Source organism: Staphylococcus sp. OJ82 (genome assembly GCF_000294465.1).
In the GTDB taxonomy this organism is placed as follows: domain Bacteria; phylum Bacillota; class Bacilli; order Staphylococcales; family Staphylococcaceae; genus Staphylococcus; species Staphylococcus equorum.
The window spans coordinates 1-12,031 of record NZ_ALPU01000015.1; the positions used below are offsets into that span (position 1 = coordinate 1).

Here is a 12,031-nt window from a genome sequence, read left to right on the forward strand (position 1 = left end):
TTGTTTATGAAAGTCTGACGAACATCAAATTTTTTAATTTTAATGAATTTTTATAAAAACTCATTAAATGTTTCTATAATTAGATATATATTCAATATACTTAATATGATTGTTAAAATCCAAGCAATAATATTAACCCATGTTTTATTTGTAAATTCTTTTCCCATTATTTTAGGGTTATTGGTTGCTAACGTTAAAGGAATAATACTAAAGGGTAATGCAATACTTAAAAACACTTGTGTGAAAATTAATAGATCCTCAATTTTAGAAGTACTTGAACCATATAACCATAAACAGATGAATACAGGAACCACAGCGATTAGTCTAGTGACTAATCTTCTTGCCCATTGAGGAATTCTTATATTTAAAAACCCTTCCATGACAATTTGTCCTGATAATGTGCCCGTAATGGTTGAATTTTGCCCTGAAGCTAGCAAAGCTATGGCAAATAATGTACTCATAACAGCACCACCTATAGCTCCTGCAAAATCCGATTCTCGTAAAGCATTATATAAATCATAAAATCGTCCTAAGTCTTCACCATTACCAAAGAATAGAGCGGCACCTAATATTAAAATCAAACAATTAATAATAAACGCAATTGAAAGTTGTATATGTGAATCAATAATAGCGTATTTAATAGCCTCTTTTTTCTTAGCTTTACTTTCACGTATGTAGTTACGTGATTGAACAATTGAAGAATGCAAATACAAATTATGAGGCATGATTGTCGCACCAATGATACCTAAAGCTATGTATAACACACCATTGTTAGTAGCTATTTCTGTACTTGGAATAAAGCCACCTAAAACAGCACTCCATTCTGGAGAAGCAAAGTAAACTTCAAATACAAAGATAAAAAGAACTGTAAAAATTAATACACCTACGATAGCTTCAATCTTTCTAAAGCCAAATTTAATAATTACTAGTAAAAGTAAAACATCTAATACAGTAATAGTTACTCCCACTACTAAAGGTATATCAAAAAGTAGATTTAATGCTATCGCACTACCAATGACCTCTGCAATATCTGTAGCCATAATTGCTAACTCTGTAACAATCCAAGCTGCTATCGACAACGGCTTATTACTTATGTGTTTAGTTACTTGAGCTAAGTCCATACCACTCGCAATACCTAAACGAGCGCACATACTTTGAAGTAACATGGCTGATAAGCTCGATAATAATATTATAAATAATAATGTATATCCAAATTGTGCTCCTCCTGCCATTGAAGTAATCCAATTACCTGGATCCATATAGCCTACGGCAACAAGAAGGCCAGGGCCTAGATACATTATTAGTTTCTTGATACCATTTGCTTCGCTATCAAAAGAAACTTTTCCATTTATTTCTTCTAAACTTTTCTTCACTTTAAAAATCTCCTCATTGAACATTAAATTTATCAATGAATATTATAGCATAAATTAGGTCGACCTAAAAATTATTTTAATTATACTTAAACTTTTAGTTGTTTAATTTCTGATGATTTTAATTAATCTTTGCCTATTATTTTTAAACGACCTTTTATATTAGACTTCTTATTACCTTTCAGAAAATAAGTTGCTATTGAACCAGTTATCATTCCAACGAAACCGATTCCAAAAAACATCAGATAAACACTTGCCTGATATCGCGGTCTAAGGTTTATGATTGAAATATATTCAAAGGAGGTTATATAATATGGGTAAATTTAATAGTTTACGAGACAAAGTTGTAGTTATTGCTGGGGGTGCTAAGAACCTTGGTGGCTTATTAAGCACTACTTACGCTAAAGATGGGGCTAAATTAGTAATCCATTATCATGATGAAAAGTCTTTAGATGATGCTAAAGCTACACTTTCAAAAGTTGAAGAGTTAGGTGGAGAAGGTACATTATTTTCTGGTGATTTAACTAAGGTTAGTAATGTCCAAGCTTTATTTCAACATGCTGAAGAGACGTTTGGAAAAGTTGATATCGCAATAAATACAGTAGGAAAAGTACTTAAAAAACCTATTTCAGAAACGACTGAAGAAGAGTTTGATAGTATGGCAGACATCAATGCAAAGTCAGCTTATTTCTTTATTAAATATGCTGAAAAGGCTATGAATGATAATGGCAAAATCATCACTCTAGCCACTGCATTGCTTGCTGCTTATACAGGATTTTATTCAACTTACGCTGGAGGAAAAGCTCCCGTCGAGCATTATACACGCGCAGCATCATCAGAGTTTATGGATAGAGGGATTTCAGTTAATGCAGTGGCTCCTGGACCAATGGATACACCTTTCTTCTATCCTCAAGAAGGCGAAGATGCTGTGGCATTCCATAAATCCCAAGCACTTCATAATCAACTTACAAATATAGAAGACATCGCGCCGATTATTACTTTCTTAACTTTAGATGGTTGGTGGATAAATGGACAAACATTATTTGCAAATGGCGGTTATACGACACGCTAGTTAACTTTAAAGAATAAGGAGGTCATTTTGATATGTATTACTTTTTAGCAATATTTAAAGAAAATGAAACAGATATTAAGATTATAACGGAAGAAAAGGTCATAGATGATAAGAACGTATCTTTGCCAAGTAATAATTACGTTAAATCTTTAGCTGAAGAAATAATTGAGCTATCTCATCAAAATAATTTATTCCATAATGACATTAAACGAATTGGTTTAAAAATAGATGATCCTGAACTCATTGGTTATAACACTGTGGAGTCATTAAAGAGTGATATGGTATCAACATTTGGGTTTGAAGCTATTATCCATAATGACTATGAAGATTTACTAGTTCAACTTATTAAATAGACCAAAAAGGTGACTTTATAAAGTCACCTTTTTTAGGAGGTAAATTATGCAAGTAAAGCAAGTAGCCGATAATTTAGGCATCAGTGAACATACTATTCGATACTATGACAAAGCAGGGCTTTTTCCATTTGTTACCAGAAATAAGAATGGCTATAGAGATTTTTCAGTAGAGGATCTATATTGGATTGAGTTTATAAAATGTATGCGTCAGACACATATGCCTGTATCAAAGTTAAAAGAAATTGCTGAATTGTATCATCAAGGAAGTTCTACCAAAATGAAACGAAAAGACATATTTTTAGAACATCAAAAAAATTTAATAGAACAAAAAAATATTATAGATAAAGGACTTCAAACATTAGAAGATAAATTTAAATTGCTGGAAAGCGAATAAGTAAAAGTACAGTATTAGAGGGAGGAGAAATGGAGAAAATATAAATTGCTCCTTACATTTTTTATAGTTCTTTAACTTCATATAAAAAATTGCGATTTAGTAGAGAAAATTTATGCCATAGAAAGTGAAAATTTCAATATTAATCTTTTACTTTCAAGTATTATTGTACCGACCTTTAGTAATTATATTAATTAATAGATATAAGTATAGCAAAAACACATACATAATATGTATGTGTTTTAATCGTTTCATAATCAAATTTTGTCTTAATAATGAACGATTTTTCTAACTAGAATTTTAATTATAGACATAAATTTACACTCTTTGTAATTCTAGGCTAGTTATTTTATGAATTAATCATGAAAATGTAGATTAGTATTCTTATAAAATAATTAACTCATAATCAGTATTTAAAACAAGCTGAACTCTATTTTTTCTTTGTTAGTGTTAACTGAACAAGCAAAGTATCAACTAATGAGATGATATAAAAAATACGATTATTATAAGAATCATTAGCATATTTTATGATTAAAAAGCATTTTGTTAAAGAAAGACCTTACTATTAACTATCTTATTTTTCATTCATTTTATTACTTTAAATAAACTGTAATTCATAAATTTCCTTATCTTTGTAGTTATTGAATGCATCTATATGCCCTTTTAAAAATATTTCTTGTTTTTTTCTACTCACATTATGATAATAGGATAACTTAATATTCATATTGGATTCGTAACCGTTATTTTTTATAGTATCGTCTAATTCATCAAATACTGTCTTATTTATAGGTAACATATAACCTTCTTTACTAGGTAACATATTAACATACTTTTTTTGAATAACTTTATCTTCACCTAATAAAACTTCAATGGTGATTTTTTTTGCTGCACCGCCTCCTAAATTATATAATTTCAAATAATCTTCATTTTCTTCCACATTGGAAGTGGTGTTTTTTAAATTTAATTTTTGGTCTTTATCTCTAATTAATAAAATCTGATTAAATCCTAATGCAGGAATAAAACTTATTTTCATTTGGTAAAGTTGAAGTGATACTGATACAAAATAAAATAACGCCATAATAAATGTTCCAAGCGATCCTATCGCTGATATAATATTGATCATATTTAGCTCCTTTTCTTTTTTAGGAAATAGTAGTAGGAAATTAAACGTAGCATAAAACAATTTATATTCAACAATCTATGAATATAAATTTCATATTAACTATATAAAAACGAGCATTGGATACCAATTTTTTAGTATTGGATAAGAATTTCCCTTAGCACTTATAATTAGTCCAGCTCTCAACGTAGTTACTGGCACACCATATGCTCCTAAAATGTCTTTACACTCTAAGCGACTTCTTAAACATTGTGGTAATTCATTCGTATTTGGAATTAGGCCACTCATAAATATGATATGTTTAACTTTATTAAAACCTTGATGCTTTAGCAAAATTATCTGCTAATATTTCATCCATATCTTCAAAACTTGCTTGTGTTAACTTAGCTGAAGGTATGATCGAATGAACAAGATAGATAGCGATATCTACGTTTTTCATTACTTCTGTTATCTCATTTAAATCAAATAAATCTGAAGATTTCCATGTAACATTTTGTTCATTAGACTTATTTTCTATATATGATATGCTGAAGCACCTGTTAATAGAATTTTTTTGTAAATTTAGCCTCCAATTTTAAAAATGAGCAGGCACATGCTTGCCTCAGCTCATCTTTTTCATAATAAGCTAAATTGCTCACTACAATTAAATTAATTTGATATAAGTGTGGCAAGAGTTCTACGTCTCTTAATAAATAATACCCAATTTTATTGATAAATGAACTTAAATTTAAAATTAAATTGATGAGTATCAGAAGTACGATTTACATAAAAAGGTACGACAAGTTTATGAGCTTGTCGCACCTTTTTAATTACAATTAGTTACTAACAAACGACTCCAAAAGCCTTTTTAAGTTGTGTTTATTCACCCTTTTTTCTTCCTAATGTTGATTAATATTTACAGCGTTTGTAGTATATGATACTTCTTACACATCCACGTTTTATCTATCATTAGTAGGTGTATCAAAGGAATAATTAAGCAGCCTCTCTTCCTCTAATTAATTTTTGAATCTTTTTTATTACTCTCTAACGCCAAAACTTGCTGATTCTTTAGCAATCTTTGATCTTTCCTGCAACTCTTTTCTATTCTGGCTCATATATGCGTTTTAAGAAACAAATGTAATTGAATAGGTTAAAAATTATATATTTTTAAAGTTTGCTTTAAACCAACTGTTAAAATGTATAATAAGGATATTGGATTACCACATGTAAATTTGTTTTTAGCACGACGTTTTTTAGGTGTGTAAGTGTGCCTTTAGATATAAAAATAAAAGTCAAACTAGAAAAAGTAGATTGACTTTTTCTTTTGATGCAGTATCGTCAATGTAAATCTAAAAATTCTGGCTATAAATCTATATCACTTTTCAAAAATGTAGTAGTGATATTCAATACTAATTAGTTTTTATAACTACTAGGAAATATCTCAAGGCGTTTCTTTAAATTAAAAATACCCCACAAATAAATGTGGAGTATTAAAGTGAATCATCTTTTGTAGGTTTTATTCCAGATTAGCATGATTTTGCTGCATTGCTTCTTCATCAACTTTTAACTTAGTCATTAAGTCTAAAACAATACTATCTAAAAACACTTGTGATGCTTGTTCAAATAGGCTACCTAGGGGTTGTGCTGAACCTTCAGCATCATATTTCGTCCCTGCCGGTAATTCAATAACTGCATTTGCAAGTTCACCTATCGCTGAAGCCGGGTTTGTCGATAATAATACAACTTCTGCACCAACAGCTTTAGCTTTATCTGCTAATAATCTTAAATGCTCTGTCGAACCTGACCCAGAGATAATAACAAACAAATCTTTTTCGGTAATGGAAGGTGTAGTGGACTCACCAACTACATGTGCACCCTTCCCAAGCTGATTCAATCTCATCGCAAAACTATTTGCTACAAAACCCGAACGTCCTTTTCCAGATACAAAAACTTGCTCTGCTTTAATAATTTGCTTTAAAAACGTTTCGGCTTCACTGTCTTTCACATGTGATAATGTGTTGTCTATTTCATCTAGTATTAAACGATAATTTGTGATTTCTGTCATCATTATTTTCCTTCAATCGCAGCTCTACATTGTTTAGCAGCTTCTACAGGGTCATCAGCATTTGCAATGCCGCCACCAACAATAATTAAATCAGGATTTTCTGAAACAATATCTTTAATTGTATCTGGTTTAATACCACCTGCAACTGCTACTTTAGAATTACTAATTACAGATTTAACTTTACGTAAACTTTCTAAAGGAGATTGACCTTCAGCTTGTAAGTCATAACCAGTATGCACAGCGATATAGTCTGCGCCTAAATCGTCTAATTCTTTAGCACGTTTTTCTAAATCTTGGACTGCAATCATATCTACTAACAGTTCTTTACCACTTTTATGTGCTTCTTCAACTGCTGCTTTAATTGATGCATCTTCAGCAACACCTAAAATTGTTATTACGTCTGCACCAAATTTAACTGCTTGGCTTACTTCATAGTCTGCAGCATCCATAATTTTTAAGTCTGCAAGTACTTTTACGCCTTCTATATTATCATTTAAATGTTGAACCGCTGGTAAACCTTCATTAATAACGATTGGTGTACCAATTTCTACGATATCTACATAATCTTTAACTTTATTCGCAAGTTTTGTCGCTTCCTCTTTATTCAATAAATCAATTGCTAGTTGTAATTCCATATGTTATTACCTCCTATATATTATGTATTCATTATGGTATAATAAATTCGAAAATACAATACTGACAAATATGTCACTGAGGAGAAGAAATTGTTAATAGAATACAATAATAAATTATTTTACACTTCTAAAGATTTAGCTTTATCAGTAATTGGTGGTAGGTGGAAAATCCCTATTATTTACCATTTATTACAATCAGAAGTACTTAGGTTGAGTGAATTAGAAAAAAAATTACCAGATATTAATCAAAGAATGTTAATTAGACAATTAAGAGAGCTTGAAAAGGATATGATAATAAAAAGAACTATATATCCAGTAGTCCCTCCAAAAGTTGAATATCGATTAACTAGTGTTGGTTTGTCTCTCGACAATGTGGTCTATGGTATTTGTGAATGGGGAGATGAATATTTGAAATTAATTAACAATGAAAATTAGTTAATTTTTTTAAAAGAAGAAAAATTGAACCGAACTTTATATAATCTCTTTCAGGAATATTGATATGTTTTTATATGGACTAGTAGATCGATATAAATAGAGAACGACTCAAAGACATAGAAATACGCTCTAAACATACAAAATATTTTTTCTGATATTAATAGTGTATATAGGGTCATTAGATTATATATTTAAAAAGGCGAAGTATAATTATACTTCGCTTTAAGTTAATCTTTATAATAAAATTAATATTAAAAATAATGGAATATTAGTATAAATACTAACCTTGCTATCGAAACTATTGTTGATATCACAGTATGAGTAACAAAAGTCTCTTTTAGCATCATTCTTATATACAATACTTTGTATATACTTACCTTTAGAGTCATTATTGAAAAAGAAAATCTTAATAATGATTACTTGTATTTTTTTCAAACCATGCTTTTTCAAGCAGTTTAACTGCTGCTTTTATTTGTTCTATGGATAGTACTGCAAAGCCAAGGAGGACGGTTTGGCCATCATTTTCCCCGTATTCAGAAACAGAATTTACTTTTACACCAAATTTTGCTGCTTGATCAATAGCCTCTTGTTCTGTCATACCATTATTTAAACGTAGGGTTAAATGCAAACCAGAGTCTTCGCCTATAACTTCAACACTTTCTGGGAAATGTTTTGAAATAGCTGTAATTAAAACATCTCTTTTTTTTCGATAAACTACTTTCATTTTTTGAATATGTTTTTCCCAATATCCTCTATTTAAAAATTCTTTTAAGATATTTTGGTCTATGCGAGAGACTGTTTGAGCATAAAAGAAAAAGTCTTCTTGATAAATCTTGATTAGAGAAATTGGTAAAACCATATAACTAATACGCAGAGAAGGTAATAGCAATTTGGAGAAAGTACCCATATAAATCACATTTTCTCCGGTATCTAACCCTTGAAGCGCAGGTACTGGTTTACCACTATATCGAAATTCACTATCATAATCATCTTCAATAATATAACGGTCTTTTTGCTCTTTTGCCCATTTCAATATTTGTAAGCGTTTTGAAACCGGCATAATCATACCACTAGGAAACTGATGGGACGGCGTCACAATCGCTACATCTGCATCAGATTTACTTAAATGGGAAACAAGCATACCTTCTGAATCGATTGGAACCAATTCTACTTGATTTGCTTCTTTTTCAAACAACATCATTTTCCTATGATAGCCAGGGTCTTCAACAGCAAATTTGCTCCTTGGTAATAATAGAAAAAGTATCTTCATTAAAGTTTGTGTGCCAGATCCGATAACAATTTGACTTGGATAACATTTTACTCCTCTTGCTTCGTAAATATAATCCGCAATCGCTCTTCGTAAATATAGCTCTCCTTGAGGATGGCCTAACTGTAATATTTGTTTGTTATCACTTTGAAATATTTCATTTACCAACTTTCTATAAAGGTTAAAAGGAAACGATTCTGGATCAACACCAGTGTATGCAAAATCATAGGTATAACCATCGTTGTTATTTAATTTTTCCTCCACATACTGGGGATTTTGATAATTTATATTAAAATCCTCTTCTTCAATATCGCAAACATAATATCCTTTTCTAGGAAGTGCTTTTAAGTAGCCTTCAGCAACTAATTGCCCATAGGCAGATTCAACAGTATTTTGACTAACGCAAAGATGCTGAGAAAGTTTTCGTTTTGAAGGCAATTTCATTTCAGGTAATAATTTTTTTTCTTTATCTCTTGTTTAATATACGAATATAACTGGATATAAATCGGATCTTTGCCTTGAATATCAAAATTCGGTGTTAACTGTAACATTAACTCTGGCCCCCTCTACTAATAAAATACTGGCACTTATAAAAGAGTCAGATATTCACTATAATACCTCAAGAGTACAATTTTTACATCATAGAAATAAAAAAACAACAACAATGGAGGGTTAAAATGAATCAACAAAATCAACATATAGGATTTATTATGATTATTAGCGGAGCAACTCTTTGGGGCCTATCGGGACCGATGATACAGTGGCTTTTCCAACATTCCAGCATTTCATCCATAGATTTTCTTGTTTTTCGCTTATTATTAGCTGGAATTTTTCTTCTCTTGTACCTTTCTTTTTCAAAAAAACAAATCTTTGAAATTTGGAAGCACCCGGGTCACAGAATTCAACTTATATTATTTGGCGCTATTGGTATGCTCGGTGCTCAATACTTTTTTATCGAGGCAATCAATGTAAGCAATGCTGTCACGGCTATGTTGTTTCAGTTTTTTGCTCCAATACTTATTACAATTTATGTATCCATACAAATCAAGCAGCTACCAACTGCCAGACAATTTATTTCTATAGTTATAGCTTTAATTGGTCTCTATTTTTTAATCACAAATGGTTCGTATCAAAACATTCTTCTAACCAAACAGGGTATTATCTTTGGAATTCTTACAATGTTAGGTTTTACATTTTATACTATACAACCCGTTTCTTTAATCAAGAAATGGGGCGTCATTCTTGTGGTTGGGTGGGGGATGTTAATCGCAGGTGTACTTTCCTTTTTATTAAATTTAAATTTTAGTATTCAAAGTTTTATTGAAGACTTAACAATCACAACAACTATTATGTTATTAGGTGTGATTATAAGTGGAACTCTTTCATTTCTTCTTTATATTGGAAGTTTAAAGTATTTATCTCCATCTGAAACAAGCATTTTATCCAGTATAGAACCTCTTGTTGCCATCATCATTTCAATTACTTGGTTAAATGAATCCTTTGGATACTATCAACTACTAGGCGGACTATTTATTATTATAGCTGTCGTAGCTTTAACTACGCCGAAAAAAAGTAAGTATGAAAATTAAACAAATTTTTCAAAACTTTTAAGCTATAAAGTAGTATAAAAAAGACACTTCTTTAAAAAGAGTGTCTTAATCATTTCAAAACATGCTCGTTAACGAAAATATCTTGATCTATACATTTTTTATCCCTCTTTTCTTATGAGATACTTTATATTCTCGAGAATCTTGCCATAGTTTGTAAGTAGCTTGATTTCCCAAAAAGTAGCAATAACATAATGTTCATTTAAATTACTAGCTTTTAAAAGCAATAAACATCAAAATCCTTTGCTTTTTCAGATTTTTATTTCGGTTTAAGAAAACACGCACAAATTCTTCTTTAAAATCAGCAGTTACTTATAAATAGTTCAAAACTGTATAGTTACTTTTAGATAAATCTTTAATTTTATTCTAATATAGTATATTGCTTACGTGTATTAAACTTATCTATAATTACTTTTTTATTAATTTTGGCTAAATAAATGCGATGTTTGGTATTTTGCAACATATAAACTAACAATTTTCTAAAAAGAGTAATAAATCAATTTATTCTTCTGAGTTTACATTATAATATCAAGGGTAAAGTTTTTTAAAGGAGTGTGGTTTAAATGAAAGCAGTTACTTATCAAGGTCATAAAAATATGGAAGTTCGTGAAGTACATGATCCAATAATAGAAGAATCAACGGATGCAATAATAAAAATAACAGCTTCAGGTATATGTGGTTCTGATTTACATCTTTATCATCAAGGCGATTTATTTATGGATCCTGGTTTTGTTATTGGACATGAGCCAATGGGAATTGTAGAAGAAGTAGGAAAAGACGTTAAAACCTTAAAAAAGGGAGATAGAGTGGTTATACCTTTTAACATAGGTTGCGGCGATTGTTTCTATTGTAATAATGAAATGGAGTCTCAGTGTGATAATTCTAATCCATCACCGGCAAGTTGGAAAATGGATAATGGTGGACTTTTCGGTTTTGGTGGCATGCACGGAAACCACTGGGGAGGTCAAGCAGAGTATTTAAGAGTCCCATTTGCCGATTTCTCCTCTTTCAAAGTTCCAGATAGTGATTTGAAAGACGAACAAGTATTATTTTTATCTGATGTTGTCCCAACAGCTTATTGGAGTGTTGAACATGCAGGCGTAAAATCTGGAGATACCGTTATTGTTCTTGGTTGTGGCCCAATCGGTTTAATGGCACAAAAATTTGCTAAATTAAAAGGCGCTGAACGTGTGATTGCCATTGACAATGTAGAACATAGATTAAACCATGCCAAAAAATCCAATGGCGCTGAAGTTTATAATTTTTCTAAAGAAGATAATATAGGAAAATTACTTCGTGAAAGCACACGCGGTGGTGCAGATGTCGTTATAGATTGTGTTGGAATGGATGGACAAGTTGCTCAAGATGATTTAGAGATAAGTTCAAATTCAGCACAACGAGGTAATATTAGTCCAATTATTACAGCAGCTGAATCAGTAAGAAAATTTGGAACGATTCAATTAACTGGTATTTACGGTACACCTGCAGACAATTATCCAATAGATTTAATTTTTAATAGAGATGTCCAAGTAAAAAGTGGACAAGCGCCAGTTATTCATCAAATGCCAAAATTATATGAAATGATTAAAAATGAAGTTTTTGATCCAACAGAAATTATAACTCACACAATGCCTTTAGAAGATGCAAAACAAGCGTATGATATTTTCGATCAGAAAAAAGATAATAATATTAAAGTAATTCTAAAACCATAATAATAAATATATAAAGAAGTCTATA

General features: G+C 30.6%; 10 protein-coding genes and 3 pseudogenes. 6 read left to right on the plus strand and 7 right to left on the minus strand.

The features are described from left to right. Window positions 1-50: 50 nt before the first annotated feature. Window positions 51-1,397 carry an Nramp family divalent metal transporter gene (locus SOJ_RS13270; RefSeq protein WP_037539666.1) on the minus strand — a complete coding sequence of 449 codons (1,347 nt, stop codon included), beginning with the start codon at window positions 1,395-1,397 and terminating at the stop codon, window positions 51-53. 286 nt (window positions 1,398-1,683) lie between these two features. Here SOJ_RS13270 and SOJ_RS13275 point away from each other — a divergent pair, with 286 nt between their 5' ends. Genes SOJ_RS13275 through SOJ_RS13285 form a run of 3 tightly spaced genes read left to right on the plus strand, consistent with a single transcriptional unit; the run spans window position 1,684 to window position 3,189 of the window. After that, a complete protein-coding gene (locus tag SOJ_RS13275) occupies window positions 1,684-2,442 on the plus strand; it encodes an SDR family oxidoreductase (protein ID WP_002508640.1) in 759 nt (252 codons plus the stop codon). A gap of 32 nt (window positions 2,443-2,474) precedes the next feature. Continuing rightward, window positions 2,475-2,795 carry a hypothetical protein gene (locus tag SOJ_RS13280; protein WP_002508641.1) on the plus strand — a complete coding sequence of 107 codons (321 nt, stop codon included), beginning with the start codon at window positions 2,475-2,477 and terminating at the stop codon, window positions 2,793-2,795. Window positions 2,796-2,841: 46 nt separating this feature from the next. Further along, window positions 2,842-3,189 (plus strand): MerR family transcriptional regulator, encoded by a 348-nt coding sequence (locus SOJ_RS13285; protein WP_002508642.1) that lies wholly within the window; start codon window positions 2,842-2,844, stop codon window positions 3,187-3,189. A gap of 595 nt (window positions 3,190-3,784) precedes the next feature. On the opposite strand, the gene SOJ_RS13290 is transcribed toward SOJ_RS13285, so the two are convergent. The 5 genes and pseudogenes from SOJ_RS13290 to hxlA all read right to left on the minus strand — a co-directional run bounded on the left by SOJ_RS13290 (window position 3,785) and on the right by hxlA (window position 6,985). Next, window positions 3,785-4,309, minus strand: coding sequence for a hypothetical protein (locus SOJ_RS13290; RefSeq protein ID WP_002508643.1), 525 nt, complete (start codon window positions 4,307-4,309; stop codon window positions 3,785-3,787). A 129-nt stretch (window positions 4,310-4,438) separates the two neighbouring features. Further along, window positions 4,439-4,817: pseudogene (locus SOJ_RS14260) on the minus strand (NmrA family protein); the annotation flags it as partial. A 430-nt stretch (window positions 4,818-5,247) separates the two neighbouring features. Beyond that, window positions 5,248-5,363: pseudogene (locus SOJ_RS14845) on the minus strand (DUF536 domain-containing protein); the annotation flags it as partial. A 438-nt stretch (window positions 5,364-5,801) separates the two neighbouring features. Further along, the gene (gene hxlB / locus SOJ_RS13300) at window positions 5,802-6,350 is read right to left on the minus strand and encodes a 6-phospho-3-hexuloisomerase (protein ID WP_002508647.1); all 549 of its coding nucleotides are present in this window, start codon (window positions 6,348-6,350) and stop codon (window positions 5,802-5,804) included. Between the two features lie 2 nt (window positions 6,351-6,352). Further along, the gene (gene hxlA, locus SOJ_RS13305) at window positions 6,353-6,985 is read right to left on the minus strand and encodes a 3-hexulose-6-phosphate synthase (protein ID WP_002508648.1); all 633 of its coding nucleotides are present in this window, start codon (window positions 6,983-6,985) and stop codon (window positions 6,353-6,355) included. A gap of 90 nt (window positions 6,986-7,075) precedes the next feature. Here hxlA and SOJ_RS13310 point away from each other — a divergent pair, with 90 nt between their 5' ends. After that, the gene (locus SOJ_RS13310; protein ID WP_002508649.1) at window positions 7,076-7,420 is read left to right on the plus strand and encodes a winged helix-turn-helix transcriptional regulator; all 345 of its coding nucleotides are present in this window, start codon (window positions 7,076-7,078) and stop codon (window positions 7,418-7,420) included. Window positions 7,421-7,826: 406 nt separating this feature from the next. Here the strand turns inward: SOJ_RS13310 and pdxR are convergent. Continuing rightward, window positions 7,827-9,238, minus strand: a pseudogene (pdxR, locus tag SOJ_RS13315) (MocR-like pyridoxine biosynthesis transcription factor PdxR). 126 nt (window positions 9,239-9,364) lie between these two features. Here pdxR and SOJ_RS13320 point away from each other — a divergent pair. Together SOJ_RS13320 and SOJ_RS13325 are read left to right on the plus strand one after the other, a co-directional pair. Beyond that, on the plus strand, window positions 9,365-10,276 hold the full coding sequence (locus SOJ_RS13320; protein WP_002508651.1) for a DMT family transporter: 912 nt from the start codon (window positions 9,365-9,367) through the stop codon (window positions 10,274-10,276). Between the two features lie 581 nt (window positions 10,277-10,857). Next, window positions 10,858-12,006, plus strand: coding sequence for a zinc-dependent alcohol dehydrogenase (locus SOJ_RS13325; RefSeq protein WP_002508653.1), 1,149 nt, complete (start codon window positions 10,858-10,860; stop codon window positions 12,004-12,006). Window positions 12,007-12,031 lie beyond the last annotated feature (25 nt).

What these genes read in the sequence shown, in the direction of transcription:
- SOJ_RS13285 (WP_002508642.1), top strand. Translation starts at nt 2,842, where the DNA reads ATGCAAGTAAAGCAAGTAGCCGATAATTTAGGCATCAGTGAACATACT.
- SOJ_RS13325 (WP_002508653.1), top strand. Translation starts at nt 10,858, where the DNA reads ATGAAAGCAGTTACTTATCAAGGTCATAAAAATATGGAAGTTCGTGAA.
- hxlA (WP_002508648.1), bottom strand. Translation starts at nt 6,985, where the DNA reads ATGGAATTACAACTAGCAATTGATTTATTGAATAAAGAGGAAGCGACA.
- SOJ_RS13280 (WP_002508641.1), top strand. Translation starts at nt 2,475, where the DNA reads ATGTATTACTTTTTAGCAATATTTAAAGAAAATGAAACAGATATTAAG.
- SOJ_RS13320 (WP_002508651.1), top strand. Translation starts at nt 9,365, where the DNA reads ATGAATCAACAAAATCAACATATAGGATTTATTATGATTATTAGCGGA.
- SOJ_RS13275 (WP_002508640.1), top strand. Translation starts at nt 1,684, where the DNA reads ATGGGTAAATTTAATAGTTTACGAGACAAAGTTGTAGTTATTGCTGGG.
- SOJ_RS13290 (WP_002508643.1), bottom strand. Translation starts at nt 4,309, where the DNA reads ATGATCAATATTATATCAGCGATAGGATCGCTTGGAACATTTATTATG.
- SOJ_RS13270 (WP_037539666.1), bottom strand. Translation starts at nt 1,397, where the DNA reads ATGTTCAATGAGGAGATTTTTAAAGTGAAGAAAAGTTTAGAAGAAATA.
- hxlB (WP_002508647.1), bottom strand. Translation starts at nt 6,350, where the DNA reads ATGACAGAAATCACAAATTATCGTTTAATACTAGATGAAATAGACAAC.